The organism is Prevotella sp. MA2016 (genome assembly GCF_000619825.1).
Classification (GTDB): domain Bacteria; phylum Bacteroidota; class Bacteroidia; order Bacteroidales; family Bacteroidaceae; genus Prevotella.
Map to the genome: position 1 here is coordinate 437,816 of NZ_JHUW01000006.1, position 15,869 is coordinate 453,684.

The following is a 15,869-nucleotide window of genomic DNA, read 5'->3' on the forward strand; positions in this document are numbered from 1 at the left end:
ATAACATAAACTTTAAACGTATGAAAACAAAAACCTTTTTATTGTTACTCCTAACCTGCTGTATGCAGGCAAAGGCCGGCACCATTACCCATGCCGATGGTACGGTGACATTCCAGTACAAGAACGACCAGGCCAAAGAGGTGCTGGTTGATGTGCAGTTTGCAGGGCGAAAGGCCATGCAGAAAGATGCCAAGACTGGCTTATGGACCGTGACACTGGGTCCGGCTGCCCCCGACATGTATCCCTATTGTTTCGTGGTTGATGGTGTGAGCATCATGGACCCCGATAACCCTCAGTATTTCCCCAACGAGGGCTTTAAGAACAGTCTGTTGGAAATTAAATCGAAAGACGGATTACCCCACGACATCAAGGATGTGCCCCATGGCACCATGGAGTATGTGCATTATTACTCTAAGAGCTTAGGCGGCACCAATACAGCCATCGTTTATCTGCCACCCAACTACATGATGAGTCGTGATAAGAAATATCCCGTGTTCTATCTCATCAGTGGTACTACCGATACCGAAGAGGTATATTACAAGGTGGGTCGTGTGAACTATATCCTCGACAACCTGCTGGCACAGAAGGCTGCCAAGGAGATGATTATCGTGCTGCCTTATGGTAATCCCACCAAACTGTTGGCTGCGCCTGCTGCTAACGGCGCTCCACAGACCCGTTTTGGTGGCGACGTTTTCAGTAAGGACTTGATCAACGACCTGATGCCTTATATCGAGAAGAACTACCGTACTATCAACAATAAGGATCATCGTGCCATCGGTGGTTTCTCGCGTGGTGGTAACCAGGCCTTGTTCAATGGCTTGAGCAACCTCGATAAGTTCTCGTATCTGTGCAGCTACAGCTCGTTTACATCAACCGATATTGCAGGTGTTTACGATAATGCCGAGGATACGAACAAGAAGATTCGCTTGTTCTGGTTGGGCGTTGGCACCGACGATTTCCTGTATGGCAATGCCCGCGACTATATGGAGTTTCTGGATACCAAGGGCATCCGTAGTGTGAAGGAGTTTACCAATGATAAGTTCGGACATACCTGGATGAACGCCAAGTATTTCCTGACCAAGACCCTGCCACTGCTCTTCAATAAGAAAGCTGCCGAAGCCGCTATGGCAACCGGTGAGCCAGCCCCTGCCAAGACCGGAAAAGAGCAGCAGTTCACTCCCGGTGTGATGGCCCGACTCTTCCCACGTCCTATCATCTCACCTGAATATACCGAGGATGGTATCATCTTCCGTTTCAAGGCGCCTGATGCCAAGAAAGTGGAGTTGGAATGCGAGATGCTGCCCGAGCATGTGGCTATGGAGCGCGACAGCGATGGTGTGTGGAGCGTGAAACTGAACGAGTATCTGTTTGAGACCTTTAAGTATTGTTTTGTGGTTGACAGCATGCAGGTGACCGACCCCAGCAACATGTATATCTCGCCTGATGCCGGCTTTAAGTACAGTGTGGCCGACAATCCTAAGTCGCCATTCAACTTCGCCTCGCAAGGTGAGATAGATCACGGTCGTGTCAGCTACGACCTGGAGCGTAATACCGCTTTCTATATCTCTGGCAATATGCGTATGGGCGTGATGCCTGCCTTTATCCAGCTGATTCCTGTCGAAGGTGAATCAGTAGAAAGCTGGTTTAAGGTAGGTGGTGCTGATGCCATTACCGACCGATTGATTGCTGATGGCAATGCCAAACCCTGTATGATTACCGTGAGCGCTCAGGATCTGAGTCAGCAGCAGGGTGGTATGCAGATGCCTGGTTTTAAGATGAACAAGCTCGACGCCAATGACTATCCTACATGGAGCTTGCGTCGCAGAGCCTTAGTAAAACTGTTGCTTGAAATTAAGAAACAGCCCGATCCTGAGTTCCCAGCTATGGGTGGCTTCGGCGGTGGCGGCTTTAATGGAGGCGGTGGCTTCGGCGGCGGCTTCGGTATGTAAATCAAGAGAAAAGAACTATGAAACTTATATCAACTATTGTACTGTGTTGTGCTGCCCTCTGCGCTCAGGCGCAGCAGGGTGGCCAACTTCCTTTTAGCTATCAAGTAGAGAACACAGGTGCTGCTTTTGCTAAGCCTCCCATGCCCGAGGCCAGTCAGTTGCCAGTCATCAAGGACCTGCCCGACCCGTTGAAAGGTGTCAACGGCTTTAGCGACTGGGCACGTCGCCGTAGTGAGATAGCAGCGCTGATACAGCATTATGGTATTGGCGAGAAGCCAGCTGTGAAGAAAGAGCATATCAAAGCCCATATGAGTGGCGACACCCTCATCGTCGATGTGACCGTGAATGGACAGACGCTCACCCTGAGTTCGGAAATCAGATATCCCAAGACAGGTAATGCCCCTTATCCCCTGATGATCGGCTCGAGCATGATTGCACTGCCACGTCAACTCTTTGAGGACCGTCCTATCGCCACCATGAACTTCCACGAGAAGCAGGTGAACGACTACGGACAGTGGGGTAAGCACCATGAGCGTGGTGAGCACAACTTCGACCGCCTCTATCCCGACTTGAAGGACAACGGAGCCTACAGCGAATGGGCTTGGGGCTTCAGTCGCTTGATAGATGGCTTGGAGTTGTTAGGTCCCGAGGTGACCAAGATCGATACCAAGCATATCGGTGTCACTGGTTGCTCGTATGCCGGTAAGATGGCGCTCTATTGCGGTGCCTTCGATGAGCGTGTGGCACTCACCATCGCTCAGGAACCTGGTGGTGGCGGTGCTGCTGCCTGGCGCTACTCGCATCTGCAGGACAGTGTAGAGAATCTGGATAAGACCGACTATCACTGGTTCCTGGAGAGTCAGCTTGCCAACTTCCATGGCGACAGTGTGTATCAGTTGCCTTACGACCAGCACGAGCTCTGTGCACTGGTGTGTCCGCGTGCCTTGCTGCTGTTGGGCAATCCCGATTACAAGTGGTTGGCCGATGATGCCATGCTGGTATCTGCTGAGGCTGCCAAGAAGGTGTGGGAGCGTTTCGGTATTGCCGACCGTATGGGCTGGAGTATCGTTGGTGGTCATGGCCATTGCCAACTGCCCGAGTGCCAATGGCCCGAAGTTTTGGCCTTTATTGATAAATTTTTGTTAGGCAAAGATACTAAAACGAGTGATATTCGCGTTTATTCTAAAACATTAATCAAATGAAGAAGACTATATTATCAGTATGTATGTGTTGTCTCTCGGCTGTAGCCATGGCTCAGCCTGCAGGCGGATTCGGAGGCTTTCAGGCACCCCAGGTGAAGCTGGAGACCTCGCAAGAGTGGAAGGATGTGAACTATGCTGGCGACGACCAGGCCTATCACACCTGTGACATCTATCTCCCCAAGAAGGAGCAGGCATCTTATCCCGTGGTCATCCATATCTATGGCAGTGCCTGGTTCAGCAACAACAGTAAGGGCATGGCCGACTTGGGAACCATCGTGAAGAGTCTGTTGGATGCCGGTTTTGCAGTGGTTTGTCCTAACCACCGTTCGAGTATGGACGCCAAGTGGCCAGCTCAGATTCATGATATCCGTGCCGTCATCCGTTTCGTTCGTGGTGAGGCTGCGAAGTATAAGTTTGACACCTCGTTCATCGCTACCAGCGGTTTCTCTTCTGGTGGTCATCTGTCATCAGTTGCTGCCACCACCAGTGGTGTGAAGCACCTGAAGGTGGGTACAGTGGATATCGACCTGGAAGGCACCGTCGGCAAATATCTCTGCCAGAGCAGTGAGGTGAATGCCGCCTGCGACTGGTCGGGGCCTGTCGATCTGACCGCCATGGACTGTGGCGAGCACATGACGATGGGCGAAAACAGTCCTGAGGACGTGCTGCTCAATGCGAAGTTGGACAAGGAGCCAGATAAGTATCGCAGCCTGAGTGCCACCACTTATGTGGACAGCTATGATCCCCCCATTATCATCTTCCATGGTGAAAAGGACAATGTGGTGCCCTGCTGTCAGGGCAAGCAGTTCTACGAGTTGTTGCAGACTGCCGGTGTGAAGACCGAGGCCACCTTCGTGCCCGAGGGCAGTCATGGCGGACCAGCTATGTACACTTCAGAGAATCTGAAGAAGATGGTGAACTTTCTGCAGGACGTGATGCTGAAGGAGCGCATCATCGAGGATGGTGGTACCGGTGCCTATAAGGCCATCATGAAAGAGGTGCCCGGTCTGAAGGAGCACACCGTGTTCTGTCCGCAGGACCTCTCGCAGTTTGATGCCCAGCATCCACTGCCCGTCTTGGTATGGGGTAACGGTGCGTGTGCCAACTCGCCTTTCGAGCACATGAACTTCCTCAACGAGATTGCCTCGCATGGCTATCTGGTATTGGCCACTGGCATCATCCCCATGGACGATGAGTGGTATAAAGGTCCTATGTCGCGCTCAGAGCAGCAGATAGAATCTATCGACTGGGCTATCGCGCAGAATGCCGATCCCGAGTCACCCTTCTATCAGAAGATTGACGTGAAGAATATCTGTGTGTCGGGTATGTCGTGTGGCGGCCTGCAGACCCTCTTCAACTGCGCCGACCCTCGTATCAAATCGCTCATGATTTGCAATAGCGGTCTCTTCAACCAGCAGAATGCTGCCCAGGCAGTAGGCGGTATGCCCATGCCTCCTAAGGAGAAGTTGAATGAGATTCATACACCTATTATATATATACTGGGTGGCGAGACAGATATCGCCTATGGCAATGGTATGGACGACTTCCATCGTATCAGTCACGTGCCAGCCTGTGCTGTCAACTATCCCGTAGGTCATGGTGGCACCTATCGTGAGCCCCATGGTGGTGAGTTCACCGTAGTAGCTCTGGCTTGGCTCGACTGGCAGCTGAAGGGCGACAAGCAGGCCGAGAAACTGTTCAAAGGCAAAAAGCCCGCCCTCCTGAAACGCAAGGACTGGACCATCGAAAAGAACGCTAAGTTTAAATAGTCCATTACATTACAAGAAGTAGCTCCTCGTATGGTGAGAAGCTACTTCTTATCCGGTGAAAAGTTACTTTTCGGGCATCGAAAAGTAACTTTCTGTTTAGTCGTGGAGGATTAATGCCGACTGGGCATCTACGATGGCCTTGGAGCCTTTGAGGGTGCCGAGGCCATTCTCGTTGATGGTGCCGTCGCAGCATACGATGGTGTAGTGACCATCAGGGATGGTGAGCTCCATGGGCTCCTTGTTGGCATTGAGCACCACGATGATGTTGCGCCAGTCGTCGCGTCCTGCATAGTTCTTCAGACGGAAAGCCACGACACTTTCTGGGGCGTCGATAAACTCCAGGTGCTTGCGCACCAAGTCGGCATTGCCCAAACGGAAAGCAGGATGGTTCTTGCGCAGCTGAATCAGGTTCTTATAATAATTGAACACCTGTGGATACTTGGTCTTGTTGGCCCAGTCGAGCTGATTGATGCTGTCGGGCGACTCAAAGCTGTTGTGCACGCCTTTCTTGTTGCGCAGCAGCTCCTCACCGCTGAGCATGAAGGGCACACCCTGTGAGGTGAACACGGCTGTCTGTGCCAGCAGGTCGAGCTTGATCAGCTCTTCGGTGGTGATGCCAGGGATGCTGCTCTTCAGGCGATCTACCAGGCACATGTCGTCGTGACAACTCACATAGCTGATCATCTGCGTTGGCTCTATCGCCCATGGCTCCTTGCTGTAGTTTACCTTGGTCATATCTACCTGTGGATGACTGATGGCGCCAGCAATACCGAACTTAATGCTCTCCTTTTGGTCAGGCTCTCCTGCTAAGAAGGCAGGTTTGGTGTCGTCGCTGAACGGACCGCGCAGCGCATCGCGAATCTCATCGCTGAAGGCTGCTATGCGTGGCATCTGTGGGATGTTGGCCTTCATGCCGAGCTTTTCCTGTGGATAAGCACAGCTGCCTGCACTCCAACCCTCGCCATAAATAAAGATGGTGGGATCGATGTCATCGACAGCCTGACGGATGGCGTTCATCGTCTCGATGTCGTGCACGCCCATCAGGTCGAAACGGAATCCGTCGATATGGAATTCGTTGATCCAGTACTTCACGCTCTCTATCATAAACTGGCGCATCATCGGCTTTTCGGATGCAGTCTCATTGCCGCAGCCACTGCCGTTGCTGTACTGACCGTCGGCTGTCTTGCGATAGAAATAGTCGGGATAGGTGCGCTGGAAGTTGGAGTGCTCGATGTCGTAGGTGTGGTTATACACCACGTCGAGAATCACACGGATGCCAGCCTTGTGCAGTGCCTGCACCATCTGCTTGAACTCGCGGATACGTACCTCAGGCTTGTAAGGATTGGTGGAATAGCCACCCTCGGGTACATTGTAGTTCACAGGATCGTAGCCCCAGTTGTACTTGTTGTCGCTCAGTCGGGTCTCATCCACCGAACCATAGTCGTAGCTGGGCAGGATATGCACGGCATTGACGCCCAACGACTTCAGATGGTCGATAGCCCAAGGCTCGGTGAGCGCCATGAACTTGCCCGGATACTGGGCATCCTGACGCTTGATGGAGAAATCACGGTGGTGCATCTCGTAGATCACCAGGTCGGCAGGCGATTTTGTGACAGGACGCTCATCACAGCACCAGTGCTCAGGATCGGTGCTGGCCATATTGATGATGGCACCACGCTTGCCGTTGGCACCTACGGCCTTGGCAAAGACACCAGGGCACTCGCCCTTACCCATGTCGAAGGTGTAGAACCTACCCATCAGGTCGCCCTTGATGGTGGCTGTCCAGCACTCGTCGCCAGTCTTCTGCATTCTCACGCGCTTGATGGCCTTGCCGCCCAGTCCGTCTTTATAGATACGAACGGTGACCTGCTTGGCATTATTAGGCGCAAACAACTGGAACTTGGTTTCTTGAGGCGCATAGCTCACCTCTTTAAACGTCTGTGCTACTACCTGATGGGGTAGTAGCATAGACAGCAATCCTGCGAAAAACAATTTCTTCATGCTTTACTTTGCAATAAGTGATACGGCGAAACCTCCGCCAGGAGCCTCTGTGAGCTTCAGTACATCCTTGGCTGTTACCACCTTCTTGGTGATGACATAAGCCTGAGGATTCTTCTCGTAGTGAGCATCCTTGGCATCGGCATAGATGGTACAGTCGTATTTACGACCTTTGTCTAAGAAGTTGAGCTTAATCGTGCTCTTATGTCCGTTCTCATCACATTTGCCACCGATAAACCAGTTGTCGGTGCCCTTGGCTTTGCGGGCTACAGTGATATAGTCGGCTGGTTCGGCCTCCAGATAGATGCTCTCATCCCAGTCGCAAGCCACATCGCGGATGAACTGGAAGGCATCGTCGAACTTCTCGTAGTTTTCGGGCAGGTCGGCAGCCATCTGCAATGGTGAGTACATGGTGAGATAGAGTGCCAACGAACCAGCGATGGTGATGCGTGCCCAAGAGTCGTTGTCGCTCCACTCCTTCAGCTTGGTGACGAAGATACCTGGGGTGTAGTCCATCGGACCGCCCTGCAAACGGGTGAATGGCAGAATGCAGGTGTGGTCGGGGTTAGAACCGCCGAAGGCCTCATACTCTGTGCCGCGTGCCGACTCGTTGCCTACGAGGTTAGGCCATGTGCGGCAGAGACCTGTAGGACGTGTAGCCTCGTGGGCATTGACCATGATATGGTGCTTGGCAGCCTCTTTCACTACATAGAGGTAGTGGTTGTTCATCGACTGCGAGTAGTGGTGGTCGCCACGAGGGATGATGTCACCTACGTAACCGGTCTTCACAGCGTCGTAGCCGTATTTGTTCATCAGGTTGAAAGCCTGTTCCATGTGGCGCTCGTAGTTCTGAGTAGAACTTGAGGTCTCGTGGTGCATCAGCAGTTTCACGCCCTTAGAGTGGGCATAGTCGTTGAGCATCTTGATATCGAAATCGGGATAGGGAGTCACGAAGTCGAACACGTCGCGCTTCCACAGGTTGGCCCAGTCTTCCCAACCTACGTTCCAACCCTCTACGAGCACTTCGTCGAGACCGTTCTTGGCAGCGAAGTCGATATAGCGCTTCACTTTCTCGTTGTTGGCACCATGACGACCATTGGGCTTCACCTTGTTCCAGTCGATCTGGTCGAGTTTGATGCTGGGGTATTCGTCGGTATAGTTCCATGAACTCTTACCCACAATCATCTCCCACCATACACCGCAGTACTTGGTAGGATGGATCCATGAGGTGTCCTCAATCTTACAAGGTTCGTTCAGGTTCAGGATGAGGTTGTTCGACAGCATGTCGCGTGCATCATCCGATACCATCACAGTGCGCCAAGGGGTGTTGCAAGGTGTCTGCATGGCACCCTTCAAGCCTGTAGCATCGGGAGTAAGGTGGCTCACGAAGGTGAAAGGCTGTGGCAAAGGATAGCGTGAGGGAGCTGGATTAGGCGTATAGGCATTGGTAAAGCCCTTTAGCTCCTGTGAGAGGTGCTTGGTCTGAGCATCCACCAGTTCCAGATGCATGGTGGCATAGTCCAGACAGGCTGCCTCATGGATATTGATGTAAAGACCATCGTCGCTCTTCATCTGCAGTGATGTCTGCACACCCGTCTCCGAGAACACGGCTACCGATGAGTTGTACCAGTTGACAGCCTCGTTGAAACGACCACGAATGCCCGAGAGCTTGGTCTCCTGTGTCACCTGCTCCTGTGTGTCGTAGTCGCCAGGCAACCACCAAGCTGTATGGTCGCCTGCCATGGCAAACTCCGTGCGCTCCTCCTCAATGAGGAAGTAGTTGAGCTCCTTCTGCTGGGGGAACTCATAACGGAATCCGATACCCTCGTCATAGACACGGAAACGGATGAGTATCTGGCGCTTTGCCGATGGCTGATCCAGGGTGACGGCCAGCTCGTTGTAGTGGTTACGAATGTTCTTGGTCTCGCCCCATACTGGCTGCCAGGTCTCGTCGAAGGTAGATGTCTCTTCCTTGGCGATGGTGAAGCCGTCCATCAGGTCGGTCTCGTTGGTCCACTTCGAAGAGTGGCGGTCCTTGGCCAACTCCAGTCCGAGATGAGATGGTTTGATGACGGCACGCCCCTTGTAGGTCATCTCATAGACAGGGCGACCGGTGTTGTCAACTGAAAACTTTAATTCGATGTTGCCGTTAGGCGATTTGATATTGCCGGCGATGACCATCAGTGGCAGCAATGCCAGCGACAAAAGTAATTTTTTCATTTATTTTCTTCCGCTTTGAATAATAAGTGTACTAATCTCGTTGTTGAAGTCGTCGGCCTGCAGCAACTGCTCGATGGTGAGGTGCATGCGGTAACGCCAGTAGTGGCGTGGATTGGCCGGGATGTTGATGCGCTCGGCATTCTGGTCGGGCAGGCGCAGGCCCTCGTCGATGCTCAGCCAATCCTGCAGTGACAGCAGACAGAGCATAGAGGGTGATGTGAGATGACGGCTCACGATGTCCTTGGCCAACCAGCCTGGTAGTGGGTGAGGGGCTGCGCCACCACGGCGCAGTGTGGTGTTGTAGTAGCTCTGTGTCTGTTCCTCGTCTTCATCCCACCACTGGCGCAGTGTTGACATGTCGTGTGTAGAGATGGTATCGACCGAGCGATAGGGGTTGTGCGACAGTTTGCCAAAGCGTGTCTTGGGGTCTTTCGGCATCGACTGAATCTCGAGACTCAGGATGCGCAGTTCGTTCATCACCCAGGGTACGCAGTCGGGCACCATTCCCAGGTCTTCGGCACATACCAGCATGCGCGTAGCCTGTGTCAGACGAGGCATCTTCTTCATCGCCTCGGTGTACCAGAACTGGTTGTTGCGGCGATAGAAGTAGTCGTTGTACAGGCGGTTGAACACTGCCTTGTCGTTATCCCAGAGGGCCTCGTAGATAAAGTCGTTCTGCACACCGATACGTGGGTGGAACTTATCCTTGTTCTTGCGGTCGCGCACGAAGAGTACATCGCTGATGAGGGCATACAGACCATCACGCAGATGGATGTCGGTCTCGTCGGTCTTACCCTTAAAGGCTGCTTCTACCTTGCGTTGGGTGTCGTATTCGGGCTTCATCTGCCAGATATCATCGTGGGCGTGATTCAGGAAGGTGTCCTTCACGTACTGGGCACGCTCGCCAAAGATGCGATCCAGTGTCCAGTCGGCTATGAATGGCTTCGTAAAGAGCTCCTCCTGGAAGTGCAGACCATAAGCCTCTATCTCCTCACGCGTCATACCCAATGAGGGTGAGAACTGACCTAACAGACCGTGAACTGAATGGATGGGGATCTCCCAGATACGGAAGAATCCTAATACATGGTCGATGCGATAGGCATCGAAGTACTCTGCCATCTTGCGGAAGCGGCGTACCCACCATGAACAGCCATCTTCGAGCATGGCATCCCAGTTGTAGGTGGGGAAGCCCCAGTTCTGTCCGTTGGCTGAGAAAGCATCAGGTGGCGCACCGGCCTGACCGTTCAGGTTGAAGTACTTAGGTTCTACCCAAGCCTCTACACCATCGCGACTGATGCCGATGGGGATATCGCCCTTCAGTACCACGCGCTTCTGACGGGCATAAGCATGGGCGGCATGCATCTGCTGATCAAGGTTGAACTGTACATAGTACCAGAATGCCACCTCTTTATATAACTTAGTTGTTGACTTGCTCATGGCCTCACGCTCGCTGTCGGGCAACTCATGATGGTCGGGCCAGTCCTGGAAGGTAGCTGTGCCGTACAGATCACGGTAATGACAGAAGGCAGCATAAGGTACCAGCCACTCCTTGTTTTGCTCGAAGAACTGCTTGAAGGCTGCTGTCTTCATCGTCTTGGCACCCTCCTGAGCATAGATGGCATGCAGATAGTCCATCTTAGCGTTGTTCACACGCTCATAGTCGATCTGTGGCAGCGCGTTCAGTGTCTGGCGCAGTACCTCGTACTCCTGGCGCAGCTTTTCGTCTTTCAGCTGTGGCAGTTGGCGCAAATCAGTGTACTGCGGATGCAGTGCATAGATGCTGATAGAGTTATAAGGATATGAATCCTGCCAGGTGTGGGTGATATTGGTATCGTTGATGGGCAGTACCTGCAGCACGCGCTGCTTGGTCTTGTCGCACCAGTCGATCATCAACTTCAGGTCGCCAAAATCGCCAACACCAAAGCTACCCTCACTGCGCAGTGAGAAGATTGGGATAACGGTGCCGGCGCCCTTCCAAGGATAAACAGGAAAGTAGGCTTGCGACAGCTCATAGACAATCACCTCGCCTGCAGCCACCTCGCGCAGTTCGATAGTGCGGTTCATGCCATTCTCCCAAAGTGGGGTGACATCCTCCTCCTCGTCGAGTGCTACAAACTTAAACTCGCAACTACGAGGCAACTTATCGGCATCAAGACTGACTACCCACTCGTTGTTCTCGTGCTCAGTCATTTCGATAGCGCGCTTGGCTTCCCAGTTGCCCAGGGCTTCGCCGCCACCAAGCAGTGCCAGACGTTCGTTGTTGCGCAATTGTGGTGCACGAACTTTCAGACGTATGGTCTTGTCGTAAGAAGCAGGCTCGCTCATCTTTAAGTTTCTACTTGCCACGCACTCTGTAAAAGCTGTTGAGTACAGGAAAGAATCCTCTGGAATATCAATCCAGTGGTCGTAAACGATATAGCGAGCACCCTTGGTGGCTGCAAACTCCAAACGATGAGGAATCGTCAGCCACTCTTGACGCTGCTGCTGATCGCCGCGCATCACTGCATAATAGTAATCAATGTGGTCGTCCGACCTCATTGTTTTACTCATTTGGCACATCCAGTGTAAACCGTCGAGGGTTGTCATCTTGTGCTCTTCCGTCTTGCCATCCATTAGGATGTTAAGTGCCAGCTCTTCGCCGAAGATAGTCTGGTACTCCAGGTTGAATACGATCTTCATACCAATTGCTTTTAGTTATTTTTGGCAAAAGTACAAAAATAACCCGTTCGGTGTTTCCAAACGGGTTTGTATTTGATGGTTTCTCGATGCAAACGATTGCATGATTGCCTGTCTGTCTATCGTGGCAGTGTCATGATGAACCTGGCTCCAGGACTGTAGTTGGTGTCCAGGGTAATGTCGCCTCCCATCCGGCGTGCCATGCTGCGAGCCACGGTCAGACCGATGCCTGTTCCGTCGTAGTAATCATCAAGTTGAACAAATTCCTCAAAAATATGCTCGGCTTGATCGGTTGGTATGCCGATGCCATTGTCTTCTACAATAAACTGTATCTTGTTGACTGAAGTCTCCAGGTGCAACTTAACTTGTGGACTGTCGTTTTTTGTACTGAACTTGCGCGCATTGTCTAATAATAAGGAGAGTGCACGCACCGCTGCTGTCAGGTTGGTCTTTATAGTCACATCATCTATGTCGGTTGGCATCTCTAAATCGAATGATAGATTCTCGCTCTCGGCAATCATACTCTTGGCTATCGCATCCCTTGCTATCTTGGAGGGTGATACGCTGTCGGTTAGTTCAATAACGCTGCGGCAGCTGGCATCACTCAACTCCAGCATCTTGTTGACCAGTCCTGTGATACGCTCGGTATTAGCCACGATATCTTTTGAAATCTGTTTCTTCTCTTCTTCACCTAATTCTAAATCGGGTGTAGTCAATATCTGTGTGAATCCGCTCAGGATATTCAGAGGTGTACGAATCTCATGAGATATCTGTTGGATGAATTTGGTCTTCATCTTTGATGACTCCTCGGCTCTGGCCGTGGCCTCTATCAGCTGATGGTTAATTTGCTCCAGCTCCATGTGGCTCATCTCCAGAATGTTATAGTTGGTTTCAAGCATGGCATTGCTGAATTTAAGCTTGCGGCGCGATTTGTAGAGCGTGAATATATATAGCGTGATGAATGAGATGATGATAGCCAAGCCTACATACCATAACCACTGAGGAATGAAGCTGTGCTTGATGACATCTTTGATTTCGGCACCATAGATTTTGTCCACCAGCCCTTCACTATCCATCTTGGCGATTTCTAAGCTGATGGCATCTATGAGTTCCTTGTTATGTCCGACGTAGCAATATTCGCGCGGCTGTAGTGAGATCTCTTCACGAGCCAGATTGTCTAAGTGATAATGGTCAATGAAATATTTGGCTTGATAGCGGTAGCAGATGATGGCATCATAGCGCCCGCTTGCCAGTTCGCGGAACGACTGGTCAAGGTCGTTCACCTTCACACTTTTACCACCCTCGCGCTCCACCAGTTCGCTGATATGGCGTGAATTCAGGAAGGCAAATGTCTTGTCTTTCAGGTTGCGGAAGTCGAAGACCTTATAGTCGTCCTTGCGGTAAACCACCTGATAATACAGGCGGAAGATAGGGCGTGAATAGTAGATAGAGTCTTTGCGATAAGGTGAATAGACCATCATGGCCAGATCGGTATCACCATTCAGTACTGATGTGGCAACCTTGTTCCACAGGTTGGGTACATAATAGAATTTGATACCCATACGTTTCATCAGTTCGCGTGTGAAGTCGATATCGTAGCCATGTGGCAGACCGTCTTTATCTACAGACTGCAGTGGAGCATAGTTGGCATCGAGGCCAATGGTGATCTGCTCTGTTGGTGGAACGTATGCTGCACGCATAGGCATGCAGCATAAAGTGGTCAGTAACAGTCCTACGAATACGTGTTTATACCGTCTCATTGTTATCGCGTGTAACTATTGTTATATAAGTTCCTATAATTAATCTTCGGCTAGCGTGAAGTCTAACTGTTTGCGCTCCAGATTGGCACGGGCCACCTGTATGCGTATCGGGTCACCCAGCTGGTACTTGGTGTGATGGCGGCGACCGATAATCATATAGTTCTTTTCATCGAAGTCGTAATAGTCGTTGCCCAAGTCGCGAATAGGAATCATACCTTCGCAGTGAGTCTCGTCTATCTGTGCATAGATACCGTAGGATGTGATGCCGCTGATATGGGCATCGTAAGTGTTGCCTATCTTATCGGCCATGAACTCAACCATCTTGTACTTGATAGAGTCGCGCTCTGCATTCATAGAGATCTGCTCCATGTCGCTACAGTGCTCACAAAGCTCTTCGTACTTCTCCTTGTTGGCCGAGCGGGCACCATCCTGATACTTGGTTAACAAACGGTGAACCATCATGTCGGGATAACGACGTATAGGCGAAGTGAAGTGCGTGTAGTAGTCGAATGCCAGACCATAGTGACCGATGTTGTGCACGCTGTACTTAGCTTTCATCATGGCACGCAGGGCAACTGTCTCGATAGCATTCTGCTCGCGGGTACCTTCGGCTTGCGACATCAGGGCATTGAGAGACTTGGTGATAGCCCCTTTCGTGCCTGCTGTCTTCACTTTATAGCCGAACTTGGCAACAAACTCACGCAGGTTCTCCAACTTCTGTGGGTCGGGTTGGTCGTGGATACGATAGGGCAGTGTCTTGGCTTTAACACCCTTCTTTACGCGACCTATTGATTCGGCTACGGTCTTATTGGCCAGCAGCATGAATTCTTCAATCAACTTATTGGCATCTTTCGATACCTTGAAATAAGCTCTGATGGGCTTGCCTGTCTCATCGATGTCAAAGTGCAGCTCCTCACGGTCGAACTTCACGCTGCCGTTCTTGAATCGGGCTTCGCGCAGTTTCTTTGCCAGTGCATCGAGTTTCAGTAGCACCTCGGCGTTTTCACCCTTGCCCTCTTCTATAATCTGCTGTACCTCCTCATAGGCATAGCGGCGGTTACTCTTGATGACGGTGTGAGCCAGGTGCCAATCCTTGATGTTGGCCTCGTCGTCCATCTTGAAGATTACGCTGTAGCACAGCTTCTCCTCATCAGGGCGCAGCGAACAGATGAAGTTGCATAGGCGCTCGGGAAGCATAGGGATAGTGCGATCTACCAGATAGATACTGGTGGCACGCGCGAAAGCCTCCTTATCGATGATTGAACCCTCTTTTACGTAGTGTGATACATCGGCAATGTGAACACCCACCTCCCAGAGACAGGTGTTGGATGTTGGGTGTTGGGTGTTGGTGATTGGTCTGATGGACAGCGCATCGTCGAAGTCCTTGGCATCCTTCGGGTCGATAGTACAAGTGAACACATCGCGGAAATCTTCGCGACGGGCTATCTCCTCAGGTGTGATGGCAGCATCAATCTTCTCAGCAGCCTCTTCTACAAGCTTCGGATATTTGTAGGGCAGGTTGTACTGAGCCAATATGGCATGCATCTCGGCGTTGTTCTCGCCGGTCTTTCCAAGGATGTCAATCACCGATCCGATGATGTTCTTATGATCCTGGTCGGGCCACTGGATGATTTTTACAACGGCCTTATCGTCGGTCTTTCCACCCTTAAGCTTGCGTTTAGGGATGATGATGTCGTGTACAATCGTTGAGTCGGCAGTGACCAAGAAAGCAAAATCTTTCTCAACACGCAACTTACCAACGATGGTGTCGCGGGCACGCTTCACAATCTCGATGACCATCGCCTCTTTGATGTGCTTATCGCGACGTGCCATAAGTGATACTTGGACGCGGTCGCCATCCATGGCCGACATCGAGTTGCGCTCGGCCACAAACACCGGCGTGCCACCATCATCGGGCACAAAAGAGTTGCGACCACTGGCTTTCCGGTGGAAAATGCCCTCCTGAACCTGAGTCTTCTGATTCAGTCTGTAGGAGTTGTCGCTCACCTTCAGCAGGAAGTCGTCCCATGCCATCTCTTCCATCACATCGATGGCAAGCATCTTGAGTGGATGCGTATCGAGTTTCAATACTTTAAAAATCTGTTTGAACGAGAATGTTTCGTTAGGATTATGCTGAAACAGATTCTGCAGCAATTCGCTCACCTGTTTCTTTCCTAGCCTTTTTCCGCCTTTCTTCTTACCCATAGCTTGTTTTCTTTTTTTATTTTCTGACTGCAAAGATAGCAATTTAATTAATAATTAAGAATTAAGAGTTAAGAAAATTTGCTGCCAGAA

8 protein-coding genes are annotated in these 15,869 nt (G+C 51.4%); 3 read left to right on the plus strand and 5 right to left on the minus strand.

What is annotated here, in order from left to right; genetic code table 11:
• The first annotated feature begins 20 nt into the window (after positions 1 to 20).
• From T360_RS15595 to T360_RS16450, 3 genes are read left to right on the plus strand one after another with little or no spacing between them, the layout of a single operon-like run.
• Positions 21 to 1,949, plus strand: a complete 1,929-nt coding sequence (locus T360_RS15595) for an alpha/beta hydrolase-fold protein (protein WP_197019248.1) — start codon at positions 21 to 23, stop codon at positions 1,947 to 1,949.
• Between the two features lie 17 nt (positions 1,950 to 1,966).
• Positions 1,967 to 3,151, plus strand: a complete 1,185-nt coding sequence (locus T360_RS0101600; protein ID WP_028911237.1) for a hypothetical protein — start codon at positions 1,967 to 1,969, stop codon at positions 3,149 to 3,151.
• The gene (locus T360_RS16450) at positions 3,148 to 4,920 is read left to right on the plus strand and encodes an alpha/beta hydrolase (protein WP_231488023.1); all 1,773 of its coding nucleotides are present in this window, start codon (positions 3,148 to 3,150) and stop codon (positions 4,918 to 4,920) included. Before T360_RS0101600 ends, T360_RS16450 begins: the two co-directional genes overlap by 4 nt.
• Before the next feature lie 96 nt (positions 4,921 to 5,016).
• Here T360_RS16450 and pulA read toward each other — a convergent pair whose 3' ends face one another.
• The 5 genes from pulA to rnr all read right to left on the minus strand — a co-directional run bounded on the left by pulA (position 5,017) and on the right by rnr (position 15,779).
• On the minus strand, positions 5,017 to 6,921 hold the full coding sequence (gene pulA / locus T360_RS0101615; RefSeq protein ID WP_028911238.1) for a type I pullulanase: 1,905 nt from the start codon (positions 6,919 to 6,921) through the stop codon (positions 5,017 to 5,019).
• Between the two features lie 3 nt (positions 6,922 to 6,924).
• Positions 6,925 to 9,138 (minus strand): glycoside hydrolase family 97 protein, encoded by a 2,214-nt coding sequence (locus tag T360_RS0101620; RefSeq protein WP_028911239.1) that lies wholly within the window; start codon positions 9,136 to 9,138, stop codon positions 6,925 to 6,927.
• Positions 9,139 to 11,817 carry a 4-alpha-glucanotransferase gene (locus tag T360_RS0101625; protein ID WP_028911240.1) on the minus strand — a complete coding sequence of 893 codons (2,679 nt, stop codon included), beginning with the start codon at positions 11,815 to 11,817 and terminating at the stop codon, positions 9,139 to 9,141.
• 116 nt (positions 11,818 to 11,933) lie between these two features.
• Positions 11,934 to 13,574, minus strand: coding sequence for a transporter substrate-binding domain-containing protein (locus T360_RS0101630; RefSeq protein ID WP_081772650.1), 1,641 nt, complete (start codon positions 13,572 to 13,574; stop codon positions 11,934 to 11,936).
• Between the two features lie 39 nt (positions 13,575 to 13,613).
• On the minus strand, positions 13,614 to 15,779 hold the full coding sequence (rnr, locus tag T360_RS0101635; protein WP_028911242.1) for a ribonuclease R: 2,166 nt from the start codon (positions 15,777 to 15,779) through the stop codon (positions 13,614 to 13,616).
• Positions 15,780 to 15,869 lie beyond the last annotated feature (90 nt).

Excerpts from the sequence above, each read along its gene's own strand:
- rnr (WP_028911242.1), bottom strand. The coding sequence starts at position 15,779 with ATGGGTAAGAAGAAAGGCGGAAAAAGGCTAGGAAAGAAACAGGTGAGC.
- T360_RS15595 (WP_197019248.1), top strand. The coding sequence starts at position 21 with ATGAAAACAAAAACCTTTTTATTGTTACTCCTAACCTGCTGTATGCAG.
- T360_RS0101625 (WP_028911240.1), bottom strand. The coding sequence starts at position 11,817 with ATGAAGATCGTATTCAACCTGGAGTACCAGACTATCTTCGGCGAAGAG.
- T360_RS0101630 (WP_081772650.1), bottom strand. The coding sequence starts at position 13,574 with ATGAGACGGTATAAACACGTATTCGTAGGACTGTTACTGACCACTTTA.
- T360_RS16450 (WP_231488023.1), top strand. The coding sequence starts at position 3,148 with ATGAAGAAGACTATATTATCAGTATGTATGTGTTGTCTCTCGGCTGTA.
- T360_RS0101620 (WP_028911239.1), bottom strand. The coding sequence starts at position 9,138 with ATGAAAAAATTACTTTTGTCGCTGGCATTGCTGCCACTGATGGTCATC.
- T360_RS0101600 (WP_028911237.1), top strand. The coding sequence starts at position 1,967 with ATGAAACTTATATCAACTATTGTACTGTGTTGTGCTGCCCTCTGCGCT.
- pulA (WP_028911238.1), bottom strand. The coding sequence starts at position 6,921 with ATGAAGAAATTGTTTTTCGCAGGATTGCTGTCTATGCTACTACCCCAT.